A 20,675-nucleotide genomic window follows, 5' to 3' on the forward strand; every position below is an offset into this window, starting at 1 on the left:
TTGCGCCGTACCACACCGACACCACATCGAGGTGACTGAGCGTCAATATTCCGCAGGAACCGGCCAAGTTGAGCCCATCCGTCCGGTGGCTGGAAAGTGTGTGTCCGTATATCGGACGGAGGTGTGGACGCGCCGCGCCGGCGGCGGCCGACCGCCCGGAGGGTCGGTCTCCCCTGGACAGCGGGCCGCCGGCGCGGTTTCGGGGTGTGTAAGCGGGGCGTCAACGCCGGTCCGGGGAGTGGCGGGATCGGTTCGGCGCTCGGTTCGTCCGGAAACGGACCCGGCGTTTGCCCGGTATCGAAGCGGTGGCCGAGAGTCGTACTGATGAACGAAATCACCGAGACGCCCTCCTCCGCCCGGAGCCGCCTCCTCGGTCACCGTGACTTCCGGCTCCTGCTCTCGGGCGCCGCCGCGGCCCAGACGGGCAGTCAGGTGACCCTGGTCGCCCTCCCGTTGGCCGCGGTGGTGGTGCTGGACGCCGACCCCTTCCAGGTCGGCCTGCTGACCGCCGCCGAGACCGCCGCCTTCCTGCTGGTCGGCCTGCCCGCCGGGGCCTGGCTGGACCGGATGCGCAAACTGCCCGTGCTGATCCGCGCCGACGTGGTGCGCTGCCTGGCCGTCGGGTCGATCCCGCCGGCCGCCGCGCTCGGCGTGCTGACGATGGCCCAGCTCTACCTGGTGGCGCTGGTCACCGGGGTGGCGACGGTCTTCTTCGACGTCGCCCACCAGTCCTTCCTCCCGTCCGTCCTGCCGCGCGAGCACCTGGTCGGCGGGAACGGGGCGCTGGAGACCGTCCGCTCCTCGGCCCAGATCGCCGGGCCGGGGCTCGGCGGCGGGCTCGTCCAGTTGCTCGGCGCGCCGCTCGCCATCGTCGCCGACGCCTGCGGGTACCTGGCCTCGGCGCTGCTGCTCGCCCGGATCCGGATCGAGGAGCCGCGGCCGGAACCGGAACCCGGACGGTCGCTGCGCGCCGAGGTGGGGGAGGGCGTGAGGTTCGTGCTCCGGCACCCGCTGCTGCGGGTGATCGCCGCCGCCACCGCCGTCTCCAACCTGTTCGCCGCCGTGCTGATGGCCGTGCAGACGGTCTTCTGGGTGCGCGTGCTGGACCTCCCGCCGGGCGCCATCGGCGTTCTGCTGTCGGCCTCCGCCGTCGGCGGCCTGGCCGGCGCGCTCTGCGCGGGGTGGCTGGCCCGGGCGGTCGGGCAGGCCCGGCTGATCTGGCTCGCCCCGCTCGTGACCGGGCCGTTCACCGTGCTGTGGCCGCTGTCCGGCGGCGGCGTCGGCGTGCTGCTGTTCGGGGTGGGCTCGGCGGTGGTGCTGTTCGGCGCGGTGGCCTACAACGTCGCGCAGGTGAGCTTCCGGCAGACCGTCTGCCCACCCGAGCTGCTCGGGCGGATGAACGCCACCATGCGCTTCCTGGTCTGGGGCACGCTGCCGCTCGGCGCACTGGCCGGGGGCGTCGTCGCGGACGCGGCCGGCCCGCGGACCGCGCTGTGGCTCTGCGCGGCGGGCTTCCTGGTCGTGCCGGTGCCGCTGCTGCTGTCGCCGCTGCGCCGGCTGCGCGAACTGCCGGTGGAGGACGTGCCCCGGGCGGCCGGGAGCCCCGCGCCCTGAACCGAACCGCCACGAACCGCCACCGAGACGAGACCGGAGACCGTTCCGTGCACGCCAGCAGCACAACCAGTAGCACAAGCAGCAGCACCGCCGGCACTACCGCTCGCAGCTCCGCCGGCATCACCGCCGCCTACCTCGCCCGGTACCGCGCCGTCGCGGCCGACGCACCCGACTCCGTCCTCCCGCTGACCGGCGCCCAGCGGCGCTTCCTGATCACCCGCCGGCTCACGCCCGGCGGCCGCCCGGAGATCGTGCCGGTCTTCTTCGCCTACCCGCGCGGCACCGTCGACCTGCCCCGGCTGCGCCGCGCCGCGACCGCCGTCGCCGCCCGGCACCCGGCACTGTGCGGCGGCTTCGTGACCGTCCGCGCCACACCCGTGCTGCGCGTCGGCGGGCCGTCGGCGGAGGCGGTCCGGGTGGCCGTCGCGCCCGGCGGCACGGCCCGGCAGGCGCTGCGCGAGGCCCTGCTGGACTGGCCGGCGAACGGGCCGGCGCTGCGCCTGCTGATGGCCGAAGAGCCGGACGTCGACGAGGAGTTGCTCGCCGTCGCGCTGGACCACGCGGCCTGTGACGAGCAGGCGCTGGGCACCGTCACGGCCGAGCTCTCCGAGGCGTACGCGCAGGACGAGGAGCCCGGCGCGGGCCTCGACCCGGCCGCCCTGGCGGCCTACCGCGTGGCCGTCGAGTGCCAGCTCGCCGCCGAGGACGCCGCGTCCACCCCCGCCGCGGCCGCCCACTGGGGCCGGCGGCTCGGCGGTCTGGCCGGAGCCGGCGGAAGCCCGGTGCAGTCCACCGGCATGCTCAGCCACCGGCTGCCCGCCGCCACTGGCGCCGCCCGCAGCGCAGTCTTCCCCGCCCTGTTGGACGCGGTCTCGGTGGCCGGCCACCGGCTGTACGGGACGGACGCGCCGCTCGCCCTCGGCTACCCGTGGGGCGGCCGCCCGCCCGGCGCGCCCGCCGCGCTCGGCTGCTTCCTCAACACCCTCGTCCACGCGGGCACACTCGGCCCAACCGACGACCTGGACGCACTCGCCGACGCCTGGTGGGACGACCTCGACCACGCCGACACGCCCTTCGACGAGGTGGTCCGCGCCGCCCGCGGGGCCGGCGCCGCCTGGACGGGCGCCCTGGACGGGCTGCTCACCCTGGAGGACCTGCACCGCCGCCCGCCGCTCGCGCTCGCCGGCGTCCCCGGCCGGGAGACCCACCTGGCCGGGCGTCCCCTGCCCGTGCCGCTCGCCGTCTCCGCCTCACACGGCGACGACCTGCTGGTCCGCCTCGCCTGGGACCGCGAACGCTTCCCGGACGCCACCGCCGAGGCGGCCTTCGACGGCCTGCTCGGCACGCTGCGCCACCACCTAAAACCGGCCGCCTGACCGCGCGCCGCCGTACAGATCCCCAAGAACCCCAAGACCTCCGAAGACCCCCAAGACCCCCAAGACCCCCACGCCGTACCGCCGTTCGCGCCACCACCCTTGGCGCGCCCGGCACCGGCCGGGGCGGGACCACCCCACACCCGCTCCGCCACCGCAGGACGAACACGCCCGCCACCACATGGGAGTCGCCATGTTCGCTCTCTCCTCCTCGCAGGAGATCGTCTGGCTGCACGAGCAGATGCTGCCCGGCAGCCGTGCCTACAACTTCACCGCCGTCCTCGACCTCTGGGGCACGCTCGACGAGGACGCCCTGCGGGTCGGCCTGGCCGCCGTGCTCGCCCATCATCCGGGCCTGCGGCTGGAGTTGGTCGCCAGTCCGGAGGGCCTGCCCGGCCAGCGGGTCGCGCAGAACTGCCAGCCCCGGCTGCGCACCAGCGACTTCTCCGCCGAGGCCGACCCGGAGGCCGCATTCCGCACCCTGCTCGCCGCCGAGGCCGAGGAGCCGCTGGACACCGGGCAGGCGCCGCTGCTGCGCTGGCACCTGGTCCAACTGGCGGACGACCACCACCGGTTGATCCACGTCGAGCACCATCTGATCCACGACGGCCACTCCTTCGCGCTCCTGTTGCGCGACCTGTTCACCGTCTACCGCGCCCACCTCCTCGCCGAGCGGTACGAGCTGCCGCAGGCGCCGTCGTACGAGCGGCACGTCCGCACCGCCACCGGCCCGAGCGAGGACGGACTCGCCTTCTGGGTGCGGGAGTTGGCCGACGCGCCGCGCGAGGTCACGCTGCCCGGGATGGCCCGGCCGGGAGCCGTCCGCCGCCATCGCGGCGGGCAGCTGCGCCAGGCGATCGGCGCCGACCTGGCCGAGCGGCTGCGCGAGCGCAGCAAGGCGGACGGCCACACCCCGTTCAGCACGCTGCTCGCGCTGCTCGCCGAACTGCTGCGTCGCCACAGCGGCCGCGACGAGCTCGTCGTCGGCACCGCCGTCGGCAACCGCCCGGCCGGTTTCGAGGGCACCGTCGGCATGTTCGTGAACACGGTGCCGCTGCGCCTGCGGCTGGACCCGGAGGCGCCCGGCACCGAGGCCGTCGACGAGGTGACGGACGTCCTGCTGCGCGCCCTGCCGCACCAGGACCTCCCGGTCCAGGAGCTGACGCGCCGCCTCGGGCTGCACACCACCGGCGCGGACAACCCGCTGTTCAACGTCATGTTCAGCGCGCACGACGCGGCGCTGCCGGACGTGCGGGTGCCGGGCCTGGAGGTCCTGCTGTACGAGGGCTTCAACACCGGCACCACCCGGTTCGACCTCGACCTCGTCCTGATCCCGGACGACCGCCGGGTGGTCGGCGAGAAGCACGGCGCCGCCGGAATGACCCTGGTCTGGGACTACGACGCGGACCTGTTCGGCGAGGCCGAGGCGGCCCTGCTGTCCGAGCGGCTGCTGGAGCTGCTGCGCGCCTACCTCGACCGGCCGGAGACGGCGCTCGCCTCGCTGGCGGCGGCGGAGACCGTCACCCCTGCGGTGGCAGGCGTCGAGCCCGCTACCGCCGACGCGGCCGCCACCCTCGACCCGGCCGCCGTCCACGACCCCACCGCCCTCGCCCTGATCGCCGGCACCGAGCGGATCACCTACGGCGAGCTGGACCGCCGGGTGGCCGAGCTCGCCGAGCGGCTGCGCGCCGCCGGGGTGGTGCCCGGCCAGCCGGTGGCCGCCGTCCTGCCGCGCGGCGTGGACAGCGTGGTCGCCCTGCTCGCCTGCCTGCGCCACGGCGCCGTGTACGCGCCGCTGTCCGCCGAGGACCCGGCCGCCCGCCTCGGGCTGCTGCTCGACCGGCTGACCCCGGCCCTGGTGCTCGCCACCAGGCAGAGCGCGCTCGCCCTGCCTGTCGACGGCGTCACGCCCGCGCTCCTGGACGGACCGGCCTTCCCCAAGGCCGACCCGGCCGCGGTGCTCGACGGCGCCGCCTACGTGATCCACACCTCCGGCTCGACGGGCGTGCCCAAGCCCGTCCTGGTCGGCCGCGCGGCGCTGGCCGGGTACGTCGCCGCGCTTGCCGGACGGTACGAGCTGACCGCCGCCGACCGGGTGCTGCTGTTCGCCCGCCCGTCCTTCGACGTGGCGCTGGAGGAGGTGCTGCCCGCGCTGGCCGCCGGCGCCGCCCTCGTCGTGCCGCAGCGCGAGGTGCCCACCGGGCCCGAGCTGGTCGCCGTCCTGGCCGCCCGCGCCGTGACCGTCGCCAACCTGCCCACCAGCTACCTGCTCGCCGTCCGCGAGGACCTGCGCGAGGCCATGGGCGACGGCCGCTGGACGCCGCGGCTGCTCGTCCTCGGCGGCGAGCGGCTGCCCGCCCGCGCGCTGGCGGGCCTGACCGGGGCCACCACGGTGCTCAACGCCTACGGCGTCACCGAGGCCACCGTCACCTCCACCGTGCACGAGGTCGCCCCGGCCGACCTGGACAGCGACGGCGAGGTGCCGCTCGGCGTCGAGCTGCCCGGCGTGCGGATGCACGTCCTGGACGCGGCGCTGCGCCCGCTCCCGGCCGGCTGCGTCGGCGAACTCGCCGTGGGCGGCGCCATGGTGGCCGACGGCTACCTCGGCCTGCCCGAGCCGACCGCGGAGCGCTTCCGCGACCTCCCCGGCCTCGAGCGGGTCTACCGCACCGGCGACCGCGGCTACCGCGACCTGGACGGGAGGTTGCGCTTCCTCGGCCGTACCGACAACCAGGTCAAGCTGCGCGGCCACCGGATCGAACTGGAGGAGATCGAGGCCGCAGCCTCCGCCGAACTCGGCGGCCGCTCCTGCGCGGTGGTCCTGCACACCGACCCGGAGGCCGGTCCCCGCCTGGTAGGCTTCCTGGAGGGCGCCGAGCGGCCCGACCAGGCCGCCCTGCACACCGCCCTCGCGCAGCGGCTGCCCGGCGGGCTCGTCCCGGCCACCTGGACGGCCCTGCCCGCGATGCCCACCCTGCCCGGCGGCAAGCCCGACCGCGCCGCCCTCGCCCGGCTCGCCGCCGAGGCGCCCGAGCCGGCCGAGGCCCCCGTCGAGCCGGCCGCCTTCGACGGCCCCGGGGAGGAACTGGTCGCCGCCGCCTGGCGCGAGGTGCTCGGCCACGACCGGTTCACCGCCGAGTCGCACTTCTTCGAGGTCGGCGGCCACTCGCTGCTCGCCGCCCAACTCGCCGCCTGGCTGGAACCGCACCTCGGCGGCCGGCCGCCGCTGCGCACCCTCTTCCGCCACCCCGTCCTGGCCGACCAGGCCCGCGAACTGACCGGAGGTGCCGCGTGAGCGAGCGCAGCGAGCGAACCATCAAGAGGTGCGCGTTTCGCGAAGCGGCCACCGAGCGCAGCGAGGTGGGCGCATGAGCGAGCGCAGCGAGCGAACCATCAAGAGGTGCACGTTGGCGAATGCCCCTGCCGAGCGAAGCGAGGTGGGTGCATGAGCGCCACTCCGTCCTCCGTTTTGGAGAGCGACCACAGCGAGATCGTCGAGGCGTTCGAGAGCTTCATCCGCCGCGAACTCGTCCCGCTGGCGGCCGAGTTGCCCGAGACCGCCGACCAGCCGCCGGCCGACCTGCGCACCTACGTCCGCAAGCGCTCCGCCGCGCTCGGCTTCTACGCCGGCGACTACCCCGAGGAACTCGGCGGCGCCGGCATGCCGTTCACCGCCGTCGTGCTGCTGCACCACGCCGCCGGCCGCAGCGGCTGTCTGCTCGCGCCGTACGCCCTGGCCGGCTCGGACGGCCCGAGCCCGCTGCTGCGCAACGGCACCCCCGAGCAGGTCGAGCGCCACCTCGTGCCGCTGGTGCGCGGCGAGCAGACCCGCTGCCTCGCGCTCACCGAGCCGCACGCCGGCTCCGACGCGTTCCGGCTCACCACCACCGCCGTCCGCACCGGCGACACCTGGGAGTTGAACGGCCGCAAGACCTTCGTCAGCAACGCCGACCGGGCCGGCCTCGCGCTCGTCGTCGCCGCCACCGACCTCGGCGACGGCCGCACGGTGGGCGCCACGGCGTTCGTCCTCCCGATGGACCAGCCAGGCCTGCGGATCGGCCAGCGCTACGAGGGCATGTCCGGCGAGCCGCTGTTCGAGCTGCTGCTCGACCGGGTCACCGTCGGGCCGGAGGCCGTCATCGGCGGCGAGGAGGGCATCGGCGCGGCCACCGCCCTCGCCATCGACAGCCTCTCCCGCGGCCGGCTCGTCGTCGCCGCGATGTGCAACGGCATCGCCGAGTACGCGCTGCGCATCGGCGTCGAGTACGCCCGCGAGCGGCAGGCGTTCGGGCGGCCGATCGGCGACTACCAGCACGTCCAGGAGCACCTGGTGAGCACCCGGGCCGAGGTGGAGGCGTCCAAGCTGCTCACCCTCGCCTGCGCTCGGCTGGTCGACGCGGGCACCGAGGCGCCCGAGAACGCGGCCCTCGCCAAGCTCACCGCCTCCGAGACCGCCGTCCGCGCGGTGGACCGCTCGCTCCAGGTGCACGGCGCCACCGGCTGGGTGCGCGGGCACCCGCTGGAGTTCCTGTACCGGTACGTCCGGATGATGACGATCATCGAGGGGACCTCCGAGGTCCAAAAGGTGATCGTCGCCCGGGCCATGGGCCTGAACTGATGCCGGCCCTTTCTGACGGACAGTCAACTCCCTGGAGACGATGATGGAATCCCCCAGCATCGGGTACGGCCGTTCGCACCACGACGGCGCCGTGCTCGACCTGTTCACCACCTGGGCGCACCGCACCCCGGACGCGCCCGCGCTCGTCGACGGCGCCCGCACCTGGAGCTACGCCGAACTCGACCGCCTCGCCGACACCGTCGCCGACGCCCTGCGCGAGCGGGTGCGGCCGGGCGACCTGGTCGGCGTCTGCCTCGACCACTCGGCGGCCCTGGTCGCCGTCACCCTCGCCACCGCCAAGCTCCGCGCCGTCCACCTGCCGCTCGGCCCGCGCCCCGGCGAGCGCCGGCTCCAGGCCGTCGCCGAGCAGCTGCGGCCCTCCTGTCTGGTCGGCGACCCCGTCCTGCTGCCGCCCGGGCACCGGGCCGGCGAACACCTCCCGCTGGCCGTGCCCGCGGAGGGGGCCAACGCGGCGGCCACCGTGGTCGCCGCCTTCGCCCCCGGCGGTGCCGTGAGCGTGCCCAAGGGCACCCACTACGCGGTGCTCACCTCCGGTTCCACCGGCACGCCCAAGGCCGTCGCGGTCGGCGAGCCCGCGCTCGGCGCCATGCTGCACTGGTATCGCGGCCTGACCGGGCTCGGCCCCGGCGACCGGCACAGCCTGCTGATCGGGGTGGCCTTCGACCCGCACCTGAAGGAGCTGTGGGGCACCCTCACGTCCGGCGCCGCGCTCAGCGTCGCCCCCGACGCGGTCCGCTGGGACTCGGGCGCCCTGACCGACTGGTGGCGCGAGGCCGGGATCACCGTTGCGGTGCTGCCCACCCCGCTCGCCGAGCCCGTCCTCGACCGCCCCTGGCCGGCCGGGCTCGCGGTGCGGCACCTGTCCGTCGGCGGCGACCGGCTGCGGCGTGCTCCCGGCCGCGACGTCACCGCCACCGTCCACAACGCGTACGGCCCGGCCGAGGCCACCGTCGTGACCACCGTGCACACCATGGCCCCCGGCGTCGACCACGGCGCCGACGCGCCGCCGATCGGCCTGCCGATCCCCGGCGCGGTCGTCGTGGTCACCGACGAGGACGGGCGGCCGGTGCCGCGCGGGCAGGCCGGCGAACTGCGGATCGGCGGCCGGGGCCTGGCCGCCGGCTACCTCGACCCCGAGCTCACCGCCCGCCGGTTCGTCGGCGCGCCCGACGGCGTCGAGGGCGCCGACCGGGTCTACCGCACCGGCGACCGGGTGCTGATGCGGGCCGACGGCGTGCTGGAGTTCCACGGGCGGCTCGACGACCAGGTGAAGGTCAGCGGCGTGCGGATCGAGCCGGCCGAGGTCGAGGCCGCGTTCGAGCGCGACGCCCGGGTGCGCCGCGCGGTCGTCGCCGCCGAACCCTCGCCCGCGGGCGGCACGCGGCTGCTCGCCTTCGTCCAGGCGGCGCCGGCGGAGCTGCCGACCGGTCCGGAGCTGCTCGCGGCCGTGCGTCCCTGGCTGCCAGAGCAGGCCGTGCCATCGGTCGTCCGGCTGGTCGACACCTTCCCGCTCGACGCCAACGGCAAGGTCGACCGGGCCGCCCTGCTCGCCGCCCCGGTGGAGGAGGGCCCGGACGACGACGGCGCCACACCCACCGAGCGCACCGTCCTGAAGCTCTGCCGCGACCTGCTCGGCCGCGCCGACCTCGGCCCGCTCGACAACTTCCTGGACGCGGGCGGCAATTCACTCGCCGCCGCCCGCCTGCTGGCCACGCTGGAGGAGGAGTTCGGCGTGCGCCTGCGCGCCGCCCAGCTGCTGCGCCAGCCCGACCTTCGCGCTGTCGGACGACTGGTGGACGAGCGGCGCGTCGGCGCCGCCGCCACCGCCTGACCGCGTCCTCAAGGCCTTGACCAGGGCGCCCCGGCCATCTCCGGGGCGCCCGGAAGGGAACCACGCCATGTCCGCTGCGGACACCGTCCCCGCCCTGATCGCCCGGCACGCCGAGGAGCGCCCGCAGGCGCTCGCCGTGACCGACGGCACCACCGTCCTGACCTATCGCGAACTCGCCGACGCCACAGAGCGGTTGGCTACCGTGCTGACCGCCCGCGGGATCGGCCCGGGCAGTGCCGTCGGCCTGCTCTGCGCCCGCTCGACCCGCCTGGTCGTCGCCCAGCTCGCCGTCTGGCGCGCGGGCGGCCACGTCGTACCGCTCGACCCGGCCTACCCGCGTCCGCGCATCGCCGAGATGACCGAGGACGCCGGCGTCCGGCTCACCCTCGGTGACAAGGCCCTGCTCGCCGAGGCCGGCCTGCCGGAGGAGCAGACCCTCGTCCTCGCCGAGCGCGGCGCCGACGACGACCTCGAAGACGTCGTAGCGGGCGCCGTCGGCGTCGGACCGGCCGCGACCGCCCTGGTGCTCTACACCTCCGGCTCCACCGGCCGCCCCAAGGGCGTCCGGATCCCGCACGGCGCCATCGTCGACCTCACCACGGCCCCGGGCGGGATCACCCTCGGCCCCCGCGACCGCGTGCTGTTCCACTCCACCGTCACCTTCGACGCCTCCACGTTCGAGCTGTGGGCCCCGCTGGCGCGCGGAGCCGCGGTGGCCGTCTCACCCGCCGACCGGCCCACGGCCGAGGAACTCGCCGCCGACGTCGAGCGGTTCGGCGTCACCACGCTCGTCCTCACCACCGCCCTCTTCCATCACCTCGCCGCCCGCCAGTCCCGGATCTTCGGCGTCCTGCGCACCCTGATCGTCGGCGGCGAGGCGCTCTCGCCCGACCACGCCGGGGCCGTGCTGCGCGCCTTCCCGTGGCTGGAGCTCGTCAACGGCTACGGACCGACCGAGGGCACCACCTTCACCTCCCTGCACCGCGTCGACCCGGCCGACTGCACCGGCCCGATCCCGATCGGCCGCCCGGCCGGCGGTGCCCGCACGCTCGTCCTGGACGAGCACCTCGCGCCCGTACGGCCCGGCACCGTCGGCGAGTTGTGGATCGCCGGTGCGCGGATCGCCGACGGCTACCTCAACCGGCCCGAGCTGACCGCGGAGCGCTTCCGCGAGGTCCCGGGCGTCGGGCGGGCCTACCGCAGCGGTGACCTCGCGCTCGAACGCCCGGACGGCGTCCTGGAGTTCCACGGTCGCGTCGACGACCAGGTCAAGGTGCGCGGCTTCCGGATCGAGCCCGGCGAGGTGGAGCACGCGCTGCTGCAGTTCCCCGAGATCGCCGAGGCGGCCGTGGTCGTCCGCCGGCCCGGCCTCGCCGACGCCGCCCTGACCGCCTGCGTCGTCCCCGCCGAGGGCACCCGCCCGCACGCCGACACCCTGCGCGCCCGGCTCGCCGAACGGCTGCCGGCCCACCTGGTGCCCACCTCCTGGACCGTCCTGGCCGCCCTGCCGCTCACCACCAGCGGGAAGGTCGACCGCCGGGCGCTCGCCACGGACACCGACCCGGACGCCGGTCCGGCGGCCCGCGACGCGGAGTTGACGCCGATCCAGCAGGCCGTCGCCGACGCCTGGTCCCGCGCCCTCGGGCGCCCGGTGACCACCCCGGCCGCCGACTTCCTCGCCGAGGGCGGCCACTCGCTGCTCGCCATGTGGGTCGTCGACGACCTCCGCGAGGATCTCGGCGTCGAGCTCTCGCTCGCCGACTTCCTCGGCCACCCCACCGTCGCGGCCCAGGCCGACCTGCTCGAACGGTCCCTGCGCGACGCGGACGCCCAGCCCCAGGGAGCCGCCCGATGACCACCGTCGACCAGGCCGACCTGCTGCTCCGCGCCCGGCGGCGCGCACGCCCTGCCGCTCCCACTCCTATGGCATCCACCGGCCCCGCCCCGCTGTCGCACGCCCAGCAGCGGATGTGGCTGATGGACCACCTCGGCCAGGGCGGCGCCCTCTACAACGTCCCGCTCGCCACCCGGTTGCACGGTCCGCTCGACGCCGACGCCCTCGCCACCGCGCTCACCGCCCTCACCGAGCGGCACGCCGTCCTGCGCACCCACTACGGCCGGCGGGGCGACGAGCCCTACCAGGAGGCCGCCCCGGTCACCCCGGTGCCCCTCCCGGTCGTCGACGCCACCGCGTCGGACGCGCCCGCGCTGCTCGCCGCCGAGGCGGCCCGCCCGTTCGACCTCGCCACCGGCCCGGTCCTGCGTGCGCTGCTGCTCCGGCACGCCCCGGACGACCACACGTTCCTGTTGACGATCCATCACATTGCCGTGGACGGCGGGTCCCTGCCGATCCTCGGGGCCGACCTCGCCGCCCTCTACCGGGCTTCGCGCGACGGCATGCCCGCCCAACTCCCGCCGCCCGGAATGCCGTACGCCGACCACGCCCGCCGCGAGCGCGCCCGCGACGCCGAACTCACCGCCGCCGCCGACACCCGCGCCGCCCAACTGGCCGGTGCCCGCCCGCTCCCGCTGTTGCGTCCCGTCCCGCCCGGCGCCCGCGAGCGCCGCGCCGCCCTGCACAGCGCCCCGCTCGACCCCGGCACCCTCGACGGCCTGCGCCGCCTCGGCACCCGGCACGGCGCCACCCTGTTCGCCGTCGTCCTGGCGGCCGCCTTCGCGACCCTGCGCATCGCCTCCGGCGAGGCCGACCTCACCCTCGGCTGCGCCAGCGGCCACCGCGCCGGGCCCGAGCTGCGCCGGACGGTCGGCCTGAGCGTCAACACCCTCGCCGTCCGGGCGGACGTGGCAGGGGACTTGGCGTTCGCAGAGGTCCTGGCCCGGGTCAAGGCCGCCCTGCTGGACGCGCAGCAGCACCACGAGGTCCCGTTCGACCTGGTCCTCGAACGCCTCGGCGCCGACGCGCGCGGAGCGGACGGCAGCCCGCTGCTCGCCGTGAGCTGCGACGTCGTCCACCCGGCCGAACCCCTGGCGCTGCCCGGGCTGCGCGCGGAGAACGTCGAACTCGACCTCGGGCTGGCCAAGTTCGGCCTCGCCCTGCTGGTCGAGGACGGCCCAAAGCCGCGCTGTCTCGTCCAGCACGACCGGGACGCCCTCGACGAGCCGACGGCCGGCCGGCTGCTCACCGCGTTCGCCGAACTGCTCGCCGCCGGCGCCGCCGACGAGAACCGCCGCCTCGACGCACTTCCCGGCGAGCGGCTCACCGCGGCCGAACATCCCGCCGTGAGCGCTCTGTTGGCGGATCCCCGGGTCGTCGAGGCCACGGTCGCGCAGCCGGCGGACGGTCCGCTGCTCGCCTACGCCGTCGTGCGCGGCCCGGTCGCACCCAGTGGCGGCGAACTTCGGTCGGGCCTTCGCCGCGTCGTGCGTGCTGCCGAACTTCCGGTAGCCGTCGTCCTGTTGGACCGGCTGCCCCGCCACAAGGACGGCACCCCCGACCACACCCGCCTGCCCGGCGCGACGCGGCCGGGCACCGACGAACGCGGCCCGCTGGCGGCCGTCCGCGAGGCCTTCGGCGAACTGCTCGGCAGCATCCCGGCCACGGACGGCGACTTCTTCCACCTCGGTGGCCACTCCCTGGTCGCCGTCCAACTCGCCGAACGCCTGCGCACCAGGACCGGCCTCCCGCTGACCGGCCTCGACATCCTCGAACAGCGCACTCCCCGCGCTCTGGCCGCGCTCCTGGCCACCCGCGCCGACGAGCGCCGCACCGCCCTCGTCCGCACCGGCGCGCCGGTCAACCGCGCCCGCGCCGGCACCGTGCTGGTCACCGGCGCCACCGGAGGGGTCGGCGCGGCCGTCCTCCAGGAACTGATCGCCCTGGGCCGCCCGGTCCGGGCCCTGGTCCGCCCCGAATCGGCCCACCTGGCGGCCCTGAACGGCGTCGAGGTGGCCGAGGGCGACCTCGCCGACCTCGACAGCCTGCGCCGTGCCGTGGAGGGCGCCGACGCCGTCATCCACGCGGCCTGCACCTTCACCGAGCACGCCACCGACGTGGCTGCGATGCGGGCCCTCGTGGACGGCTGGCGCGGCGGCCCGTTCGTCTTCGTCAGCAGCATCGACGCCTACGGCCGCCCCGCCGGCGCCGACGTCCCCGAGGGCGCCCCGCCCGGCCCGTCGCTCAGCCCGTACGGCCAGGCCAAACTGGACTGCGAACGCATCCTCCTGGAAGCCGGCCGGGACCCCGCGAGCATCGTGCGCGCCCCGATCGTCTGGGGCCCGCACCAGCGCCTGCGCGACCAGCTCCGCTGGGGCTCCACCGGCGCGCTGTACCAGGCCGCGCTGGCCGGCCGGCCCATCACCCTTCCTGACGGCCCGGGTTGGACCGGCGCCTCCTGGGTGCACTCCGCCGCCCTCGCCCGGGCCCTCGCCGCCTGCACGGCCGAGCACCCGCCCGCCGCCGGGCGGATCGTCAACGCCGTGACGGGCCACGTCTCGTGGCCTGACTTCACCACCGAACTCGTTCGCCTGCTCGGCTCCACCAGCACCATCGAGACCGGCCCCGAAGCCGACCAGGAGCTCCAACGTCCCTGGCAGTACCGGGCGGAGGCCCTCGCCGCACCCCTCCGCCCGGAGCCGGGGGAGGACTGGCGCAGCGTCCTCGCCGCGATGGTCGGCTGACCGGTTGAGACCGAGGCCCCCGGCGGATCCCGCCGGGGGCCTCGGTGCCTTCCGACCGACTATTCGACGTACTTCCGCAAAACCTGCTGGTAGTCCGCGAATTCGGGCTCGGAGTGCAGCTTGTCGATGCCCTTCTTGAGGTAGACCATGCTCGGGCAGTTCGCCTTCGCGCTGCCCGCCACCCGCTCGTTGCCCAACTTCTTGCCCGTCCGGGCCTCGTACACGGTGACGTTGTACACGCCGCGGTAGAGCTTGAGGGAGTCCGACGTGAACTTGCAGTCGGTGATGAACTCGCCGTCGTCCGGCTCGTCCAGGCAGGCGATGAGCTGCACGCGGTGCGGGTCGAGCTTGTTCCCGCTCCACTGCTCCGGCGTCCCGGAGGGCGGATAGACGGCGTGGGACGCGCCGGACTCCCAGATGCCGAACATCGCGACCGGGTGCGGACCGGGTCCCGTGTGCTCGGCGGTCTGGGTGAAGTACTTCCGGGCGAGGGCGCCCCCGCAGCCGTCCTCCAGGTCCGAGATCCGGCTCAGCGCCTTGTCGCTGGCCTTCGGCTCGAAGACCACCCAGTAGACGCCGTACCCGACCACCCCCACCATCGCGAGGGCGACCACCCGCAGCACCAGCGTCCGCCGCCTCCGCTGCTCCGGCGTCACCGGCCGCCCGTCCCGCGGCCCGCGCTTCTTGGTGACCACGGCGTACACCAGGAACGCGATCGGCGAGACCGCCACGACGGCGAACAGCACACCGATCGGCACATTGCCGCCCTGGAACCCGAACACCGAGAACAAGACTGCGAGAGCCATGAGCAGAACTGTCAACTTGGCCATGAACAACGCCTTCCAACGGATCAAGAGCAGCCGTGAGACTACCGGCGGCGGGTGGGCACAGGGGTGGCCGTGTGCCGGACCGGGACAGGCTTGATGCAGACCTGTCACGGAAGGCGACCTGACCCCCCTTCAACATGCCAGTGCCCGCCCGGTGGTTTCCGGGCGGGCACTGGCATGTTGAAGGGCCTTCGGCTAACGGCCCTGGAGGGACTTGACGTTGTTGGCGAAGGTCCAGTCGCGGGAGCCGTCCCAGTTGAGGGACCAGGTCATGAGGCCCTTGAGGCGGTTGCCGGCACCGGAGCCGTAGGTGTTCCAGGCCTGGGCGACCTGGGACGGGTCCATGTAGCCGCCGCCGGCGCCGGGTTGGGCGGGGAGGCCGGGAACCTGCTGGTCGTAGGGGATCTGGACCGTGGTGCCCTGGACGGTGAGGCCGTTGGCGAGGCAGTCGGTCTGCGCGGTGAAGCCCTGGACGGTGCCGGCCTGGTACGAGTCGCCGGAGCAGCCGTACATGCTGCCGTTGTAGTACTGCATGTTCAGCCACCACAGGCGGCCGTTGTCGACGTACTTCTTGATCACGGGCAGGTAGGCGCCCCAGATGGAGCCGTAGGTGACGCTGGCGCCGGTGACGTAGGCGGTCTCGGGGGCCATGGTGAGGCCGAAGCCGGGGGGCATGGCGGCGAGGATGCCGTCGATGATGCGGATGAGGTTGGCCTGGGAGGGGGAGAGGCTGGTGATGCTGCCGCTGCCGACGAGGCCGGTCTCGATGTCGATGTCGATGCCGTCGAAGTTGTTGGCCCTGAGGATCGGCACGATGGTGGCGACGAAGCGGTCGGCGACGTCGCTGTTGGAGAGGTCGATGCCGGCGGCGGCGCCGCCGATGGACATCAGGACGGTCAGGCCGCTCGCCTTGGCCTGGCAGACCTCGTCGGGGGTGGGGACCTTGACGCCGGTGTCCATGCCGTCCTGCCACAGCGCCGTGCCGTCGGAGAGGATGACGGGGAAGGCGGTGGTGACGACGTTGTAGCCGTTGCCGGTGATGCGGGAGTCGGTGAGCGGGATCCAGCCGAGCGGCGGGTGGACGCCGTTGGCGGCGCCGTCCCAGTTCTCCCAGTAGCCCTGGAGGACCTTGCCGGCGGGGCGCTGCTGCTGGGCGCAGGACGCCTGATCGGCAGGAGAGGCGCCGTGGGCGGCGGTGGCGGGCAGCGCGGTGGTCGCGAGTGCGAGGGCGAGCGCGCCGAGGAGGCGCGCGGTGCGGTGGGCCATGGCGGAGTAGCTCCCTTCCGGCCATGGCGTCGGCCCGCGCGGCAGGGGGCGGCGGGGTGTGGGGGAGGCCATGGCGAGGTGACGTGGGGGTGGGCGGCGGGAAGCGGGAAGCCCGGGCGGCTGGGTACGTGTCGCGGCCCTGACACGTCCGGCACCCGCAGGGGATCGTAGGGCGGCCCCGAAGGGGCGTCAATAGGTCTGGACCACGGCCGGAACCCGGGCCCGGCGGCGGAGCGCCGGACTATCGCTCGCCGCGTGGCCGCAGTTCCAGGAGCAGGCCGGCTGCTTCCGCTCGGACGGTCTCGTCCGGGTCCGACGTCAGGTGCGAGCAGAGCAGTTGGAGGTGTGCCCGGTCCTCGTCGGACTGGAGGCAGCTGCAGATGATCGCGTCATTGAGGTGATCACTGGAGTCGTGGTCGGCGTCCGCGAATGCCGCGAGTACCAGCCGCAGCCCGCAGGTGTCCCGGCGTTCGAGCAGGGCTTCGGCCGTTTCCTGGGTGACGGCGGTGTCCTGGCCGTCCAGCAGGAGCCGGCGCAGGACGTCGGTGGCGGCGGGGAGGTGCGCATAGGCGGCGAGGTGACGTCCGGCGGCCGCCCTGACGGACCAGGACGGCGAGTCGGAGGCTCGAATGGCCGCGTTCAGCTCGTCGTCGATCTCGGAATTCCCCATGGCGTCATCCTGGCATGGGGCCTGGGACCGGCCGAACGGTTGCTTGACGAACCATCGGCTGCAACCACCCGCAGCGACGCGCGTCGCATCAGGTCCGCAACACGCCGGGAACGCGTCGGAGACGTGCCGGCGTGTCGGCGGCCCGGGCCCGTGCGGGGTGCCGTACCGCGTTACCCCTCGGCCTCCGTCCCGGCTGCTTCCCCGGCTGCTTCCTCGTTGGCTTCGTCCAGCTTCCGCAGCCCTGCCAGGGTCCGGTCCAGGACCTTTGCCCGGAAGGGGTGCCCGGGTGCGAGCACCTGCAGGGCCGCCAGCGCCTCGTGGAGCAGTGCGCGCCGTACCTGCGGCAGGTGCGCGACCTCGGGAGAGCGGCTCGCCTCCACCAGGACGTACGCCAGCTTGGAGGCGTACACCTGCGGGCTCACCGCGTACAGGAGCCGGTACACCCCCAGTCCGGCCGGCGCGTGCAGCACCCGCCCGTCGTGGCTCATCAGCCGCATCCGCGCCTTCAGCACGAGATCCCGATCCATCCTCACGCCCCCTGTTCGCTTCGCCCACCTGTCCCCGGCCCGGCGGCAGCACGACGCGCGCGCCGGCCCCGCGAGGCGGGTGCCGGCACGTGGCCGAGGGAGTGGATGCGGACGAGTCTGCGGGGCCCGCCCGGGTCCGGGCAAGGCGAAAGCGGCGTGCGCTGCGTCCTACCGCAACCTCCCGCCGGCCTGGCAGGATTGGGGTCGGCACACACCTGGGTCGGGTTCACGCCCGCGCGCGTTCGATCCGCGCACTCTCAGCGCGCTCTCCGTGCACCGCAGGCACGTTGAGAGAACACCGTCCGAGGGCGAGCTGGCATCGGCGAGCCCAAAGGCCTGTAAAGCCCCTCGTGTGTCGGCGTCTGCTGCCGGTGGTTGCCAGCCCGAGTCCGTCCGTTCGGGTCCTTCGTGTGCGCGTGGTCCGGGGCGGTGTGGTGTGTCGGGTTCCGGTGGTGGTTGCGGGTGGGGAGTTTGTGTTCTGGCTACGATCGGCTGTGCGGGGTATGGACACACCGGTTTGTGGCGGGAGTGGGACGGATGGTGCACGTACGGGCTGGTCGGCCGGCCGAGTCGGGTGATCTGGTGGATGTGGCACGGTTGGTGACGGCGTATTACGCGTTGCGTCCGGATCCGCTGGAGGCGGGTCAGCGGGTGGTGTTCGGGACGTCGGGGCATCGGGGTTCGTCGTTGGACGGGGCGTTCAACGAGGATCACATCGCAGCGACGACGCAGGCGATTTGTGAGTACCGGGAGCGGCAGGGTGTCGGGGGGCCGTTGTTCCTGGGGGTGGATACGCATGCGTTGTCGGAGCCGGCGCGGGTGACGGCGGTGGAGGTGCTGGCAGCGAACGGGGTGCAGGTGCTGCTGGACGAGGCCGATGGTTATACGCCGACGCCGGCGGTGTCGCATGCGGTGTTGGCGCACAATCGGCGCAGTCCGCGGGCGTTGGCGGACGGGATCGTGGTGACGCCGTCGCACAACCCGCCGCGGGACGGGGGTTTCAAGTACAACCCGCCCAGTGGGGGGCCCGCGGGGTCGGAGGCGACGGGGTGGATCCAGGACCGGGCGAACGAGTTGATCCGGGAGGGGCTGCGGGGGGTCCGGAGGGTCCCGTGGGCGCGGGCGCTGGCGGCGGCGACGACCGGGCGCTACGACTTCCTGGGCGCCTATGTGGACGATCTGCCGCACGTGCTGGACCTGGATGCGGTGCGGGCGGCGGGGGTTCGGATCGGTGCGGATCCGCTGGGCGGGGCGTCGGTGGCGTACTGGGGGCGGATCGCGGAGGTGCACCGGCTGGATCTGACGGTCGTCAACCCGGAGGTCGACCCGACGTGGCGGTTCATGACGCTGGACTGGGACGGGAAGATCCGGATGGACTGCTCGTCGCCGGCGGCGATGGCCTCGCTGATCGGGCGCCGCGACCAGTACGCGATCGCCACCGGGAACGACGCGGATGCCGACCGGCACGGCATCGTCACCCCGGACGGCGGGCTGATGAACCCGAACCACTACCTGGCGGTGGCGGTGGACTACCTGTACCGCAACCGCCGGGACTGGCCGGCGGATGCGGCGGTCGGCAAGACGCTGGTGTCGTCGTCGATGCTGGACCGGGTCGCGTCCGATCTGGGACGGGAGCTGGTGGAGGTGCCGGTCGGTTTCAAGTGGTTCGTCGACGGGCTGCTGGAGGGTTCGATCGGCTTTGGCGGGGAGGAGTCGGCGGGGGCGTCGTTCCTGCGGCGTGACGGCGGGGTGTGGACCACGGACAAGGACGGGATCCTGCTGGCGCTGCTGGCGTCGGAGATCACGGCGGTGACCGGGGGCACGCCGAGTGCGTACTACCGGGAGCTGACCGCGCGTCACGGCGAGCCCGCGTACGCCCGAATCGACGCGCCGGCGGACCGGGAGCAGAAGGCGCTTCTCTCCCGGCTGTCGCCGGAGCGGGTGAGGGCGCGCGAGCTGGCGGGGGAGCCGGTGACGGCGGTGCTGGCGAAGGCGCCGGGCAACGGGGCGGCGATCGGCGGGATCAAGGTGTGTACGGACAACGCCTGGTTCGCGGCGCGGCCCTCGGGGACGGAGGACGTGTACAAGATCTACGCGGAGTCCTTCCACGGCCCGGAGCACCTGGCCCGGGTGCAGGAGGAGGCGCGCGCGCTGGTGGGGGAGGTCCTCGGGGCCTGACGGTGCGTTCGTGTGCCCCGGAGCGTGTACGCGCTCCGGGGCACACGCATGTCGGGGGTGCGCGCCTGCCGGGGTGTGGGTCAGGGGATGTTGAAGGGTCCGTGTTCGGTGAAGCGCTGCAGCCCGCGGGCGAAGGCCTCGGCCTCGCCGGCGGGCCAGGGGGCGAGCGCTTCCTCGATGGCGGCGGCCAGGCGTCGGCGCATCTCGGCGACCGTCTGTTCGCCGGCCGGGGTGAGGGCGAGCAGGGTGGCGCGCTGGTCGCGGGGGTCGGTCTCGCGGTGCAGCAGGCCGGCGGCCTGGAGGCGGGTGGCGCGGCGGCTGACGCCGGAGCGGTCCAGGCCGATCTCGGTGGCGAGGTCGGCGGCGCTGCGTGCCCCGGTGCGGGCCAGGGCGCTGAGGACGGGGTAGGTGACCTCGTCCACGGCCTCGCCCAGGCCCTCGGTGAGGCGCCGGTGGAGCGCGGCGCGGGCGGGGCGGCGCAGGAGGGTGGCGAGGGCGTCGGCGACGGTGTCCCCGAGACCGGGGACGGGGGCGGGGCTTGCGGAGGAGTTCACCCCCCGATCGTAGCGTGCGCGGCGCACGCATTCCTGGGGTAGAGTCGTCCCCCAGGAAGCGTGCGCCGCGCACGCTTATTCATTCCTCGAAGGAGCTCCGCCATGTCTGCGACCATCGCCCCCAGGACCACGATCGCCGCCGCCCTCGACGACCTGCTGTTCACTCCCGGCCTTGCCCTGGAGGAGGCGCTGGATCGGCACTTCGCCCCTGACTACCGCCAGCGCACCGACGGCCGCTGGGACGATCGCGCCGGCTTCGCCGCCCACATCCGCCACCTGCGCGCCGTCGTCGCCTCCGGGCGCGTCGAGGTTCACGAGGAACTCACCGCCGGCGACCGCACGGCCGACCGGCACACCGTCGAGGTCGTCAAGACCGACGGCACCCGGGTGCGAATGGAGGTCTACCTCTTCGGCGAGTACGCCCCCTGCGGGCGCTTCCGCCGCATCGAGGAGACCACCCTGCTGCTGGACGGGCCCGAGGGCGAGCGCGACCTCGGCTCCGCCCGCTGACCCTGCCGCCGCCCCCCGGCCACCCGACGTGCCGGGCTTTCCCAGCTG

Annotated in this window: 14 protein-coding genes; 9 read left to right on the forward strand and 5 right to left on the reverse strand. The window is 74.6% G+C overall.

All coding sequences use genetic code 11. The annotated features are described in order from the left end of the window. Positions 1 to 324 precede the first annotated feature (324 nt). The 7 genes from KV557_RS18845 (at position 325) to KV557_RS18875 (ending at position 14,095) form a co-directional block, all read left to right on the forward strand. On the forward strand, positions 325 to 1,614 hold the full coding sequence (locus KV557_RS18845; RefSeq protein ID WP_218201729.1) for an MFS transporter: 1,290 nt from the start codon (positions 325 to 327) through the stop codon (positions 1,612 to 1,614). Positions 1,615 to 1,661: 47 nt separating this feature from the next. Then, positions 1,662 to 2,990, forward strand: a complete 1,329-nt coding sequence (locus KV557_RS18850) for a non-ribosomal peptide synthetase (RefSeq protein WP_256177611.1) — start codon at positions 1,662 to 1,664, stop codon at positions 2,988 to 2,990. 190 nt (positions 2,991 to 3,180) lie between these two features. Then, entirely contained in the window at positions 3,181 to 6,282 is a 3,102-nt protein-coding gene (locus KV557_RS18855; RefSeq protein WP_218201731.1) for a non-ribosomal peptide synthetase, read from the forward strand. A 150-nt stretch (positions 6,283 to 6,432) separates the two neighbouring features. Continuing rightward, positions 6,433 to 7,605, forward strand: a complete 1,173-nt coding sequence (locus KV557_RS18860; protein ID WP_218201733.1) for an acyl-CoA dehydrogenase family protein — start codon at positions 6,433 to 6,435, stop codon at positions 7,603 to 7,605. A gap of 40 nt (positions 7,606 to 7,645) precedes the next feature. Then, positions 7,646 to 9,457, forward strand: a complete 1,812-nt coding sequence (locus tag KV557_RS18865) for a non-ribosomal peptide synthetase (RefSeq protein WP_218201735.1) — start codon at positions 7,646 to 7,648, stop codon at positions 9,455 to 9,457. A 67-nt stretch (positions 9,458 to 9,524) separates the two neighbouring features. Then, positions 9,525 to 11,312, forward strand: coding sequence for a non-ribosomal peptide synthetase (locus tag KV557_RS18870; protein ID WP_218201738.1), 1,788 nt, complete (start codon positions 9,525 to 9,527; stop codon positions 11,310 to 11,312). After that, complete coding sequence (locus tag KV557_RS18875; RefSeq protein ID WP_218201740.1) at positions 11,309 to 14,095, forward strand: condensation domain-containing protein; 2,787 nt, start codon at positions 11,309 to 11,311, stop codon at positions 14,093 to 14,095. The genes KV557_RS18870 and KV557_RS18875 overlap by 4 nt, the downstream gene beginning before the upstream one ends. Before the next feature lie 59 nt (positions 14,096 to 14,154). On the opposite strand, the gene KV557_RS18880 is transcribed toward KV557_RS18875, so the two are convergent. The 4 genes from KV557_RS18880 to KV557_RS18895 form a co-directional block, all read right to left on the reverse strand. Further along, positions 14,155 to 14,901, reverse strand: coding sequence for a hypothetical protein (locus KV557_RS18880; RefSeq protein WP_256177612.1), 747 nt, complete (start codon positions 14,899 to 14,901; stop codon positions 14,155 to 14,157). A gap of 216 nt (positions 14,902 to 15,117) precedes the next feature. Beyond that, positions 15,118 to 16,188: a chitinase gene (locus KV557_RS18885; protein WP_218201743.1), complete on the reverse strand. Its 1,071-nt coding sequence runs from the start codon at positions 16,186 to 16,188 to the stop codon at positions 15,118 to 15,120. A gap of 241 nt (positions 16,189 to 16,429) precedes the next feature. After that, positions 16,430 to 16,858 carry a hypothetical protein gene (locus KV557_RS18890; protein ID WP_218201744.1) on the reverse strand — a complete coding sequence of 143 codons (429 nt, stop codon included), beginning with the start codon at positions 16,856 to 16,858 and terminating at the stop codon, positions 16,430 to 16,432. A 170-nt stretch (positions 16,859 to 17,028) separates the two neighbouring features. Then, on the reverse strand, positions 17,029 to 17,385 hold the full coding sequence (locus tag KV557_RS18895) for a hypothetical protein (protein WP_218201745.1): 357 nt from the start codon (positions 17,383 to 17,385) through the stop codon (positions 17,029 to 17,031). Positions 17,386 to 17,922: 537 nt separating this feature from the next. Here KV557_RS18895 and pgm point away from each other — a divergent pair. After that, positions 17,923 to 19,563, forward strand: coding sequence for a phosphoglucomutase (alpha-D-glucose-1,6-bisphosphate-dependent) (pgm, locus tag KV557_RS18900; RefSeq protein WP_218201818.1), 1,641 nt, complete (start codon positions 17,923 to 17,925; stop codon positions 19,561 to 19,563). Between the two features lie 80 nt (positions 19,564 to 19,643). On the opposite strand, the gene KV557_RS18905 is transcribed toward pgm, so the two are convergent. Then, entirely contained in the window at positions 19,644 to 20,117 is a 474-nt protein-coding gene (locus KV557_RS18905; RefSeq protein ID WP_218201748.1) for a MarR family winged helix-turn-helix transcriptional regulator, read from the reverse strand. A 102-nt stretch (positions 20,118 to 20,219) separates the two neighbouring features. On the opposite strand from KV557_RS18905, the gene KV557_RS18910 reads away from it, so the two are divergent. Next, positions 20,220 to 20,627 carry a nuclear transport factor 2 family protein gene (locus KV557_RS18910; RefSeq protein ID WP_218201750.1) on the forward strand — a complete coding sequence of 136 codons (408 nt, stop codon included), beginning with the start codon at positions 20,220 to 20,222 and terminating at the stop codon, positions 20,625 to 20,627. Positions 20,628 to 20,675 lie beyond the last annotated feature (48 nt).

The organism is Kitasatospora aureofaciens, assembly GCF_019192735.1.
Taxonomy (GTDB): Bacteria; Actinomycetota; Actinomycetes; order Streptomycetales; family Streptomycetaceae; genus Kitasatospora; species Kitasatospora aureofaciens_A.

Excerpts from the sequence above, each read along its gene's own strand:
- KV557_RS18880 (WP_256177612.1), bottom strand. The coding sequence starts at position 14,901 with ATGGCTCTCGCAGTCTTGTTCTCGGTGTTCGGGTTCCAGGGCGGCAAT.
- KV557_RS18845 (WP_218201729.1), top strand. The coding sequence starts at position 325 with ATGAACGAAATCACCGAGACGCCCTCCTCCGCCCGGAGCCGCCTCCTC.
- KV557_RS18855 (WP_218201731.1), top strand. The coding sequence starts at position 3,181 with ATGTTCGCTCTCTCCTCCTCGCAGGAGATCGTCTGGCTGCACGAGCAG.
- KV557_RS18875 (WP_218201740.1), top strand. The coding sequence starts at position 11,309 with ATGACCACCGTCGACCAGGCCGACCTGCTGCTCCGCGCCCGGCGGCGC.
- KV557_RS18870 (WP_218201738.1), top strand. The coding sequence starts at position 9,525 with ATGTCCGCTGCGGACACCGTCCCCGCCCTGATCGCCCGGCACGCCGAG.
- KV557_RS18885 (WP_218201743.1), bottom strand. The coding sequence starts at position 16,188 with ATGGCCCACCGCACCGCGCGCCTCCTCGGCGCGCTCGCCCTCGCACTC.
- KV557_RS18910 (WP_218201750.1), top strand. The coding sequence starts at position 20,220 with ATGTCTGCGACCATCGCCCCCAGGACCACGATCGCCGCCGCCCTCGAC.
- pgm (WP_218201818.1), top strand. The coding sequence starts at position 17,923 with ATGGTGCACGTACGGGCTGGTCGGCCGGCCGAGTCGGGTGATCTGGTG.
- KV557_RS18890 (WP_218201744.1), bottom strand. The coding sequence starts at position 16,858 with ATGGGGAATTCCGAGATCGACGACGAGCTGAACGCGGCCATTCGAGCC.
- KV557_RS18860 (WP_218201733.1), top strand. The coding sequence starts at position 6,433 with ATGAGCGCCACTCCGTCCTCCGTTTTGGAGAGCGACCACAGCGAGATC.
- KV557_RS18865 (WP_218201735.1), top strand. The coding sequence starts at position 7,646 with ATGATGGAATCCCCCAGCATCGGGTACGGCCGTTCGCACCACGACGGC.
- KV557_RS18895 (WP_218201745.1), bottom strand. The coding sequence starts at position 17,385 with ATGGATCGGGATCTCGTGCTGAAGGCGCGGATGCGGCTGATGAGCCAC.